This window comes from Faecalibacterium sp. DFI.5.82 (assembly GCF_029076575.1).
GTDB classification, from domain to species: domain Bacteria; phylum Bacillota; class Clostridia; order Oscillospirales; family Ruminococcaceae; genus Faecalibacterium; species Faecalibacterium duncaniae.
The window spans coordinates 1-299 of record NZ_JARFIS010000812.1 but is presented as its reverse complement, the minus strand read 5'-3'; the positions used below and the strand labels follow the sequence as shown (position 1 = coordinate 299).

The 299-nt window shown below is 53.2% G+C and carries 1 pseudogene; it reads right to left on the bottom strand.

Annotation, left to right across the window (positions count from 1 at the left end):
- Positions 1–299, bottom strand: a pseudogene (locus P0G09_RS19015) (group II intron reverse transcriptase/maturase); the annotation flags it as partial.

The following is a 299-nucleotide window of genomic DNA, read 5'->3' as shown; positions in this document are numbered from 1 at the left end:
CCCTTTCCGTCTGCATAGCAGGCAAGGGCGATATCCTCCGGGGTGTTGATGGATGGCCGGTCACAGGGCAGCAGTTTGTGTTTGTTCCGGTAGTTCACATACCGCCAGCGGCCTTCCGCCGTGTAAGGGGTCATCTCCTGGTCAAACGGCTTGCGCTCATGTCGGCTGTGCGTGATAAACGCATAGGTGATTCCAACACATTTTCCCTCGATGGGAATTGCAAAGGTTTTGCTCTCATATCCTTCGTGCCTGTGAGGAAGATTGCAGAGTGTTTTCAGCGGAACCTGCATCTGGTTATA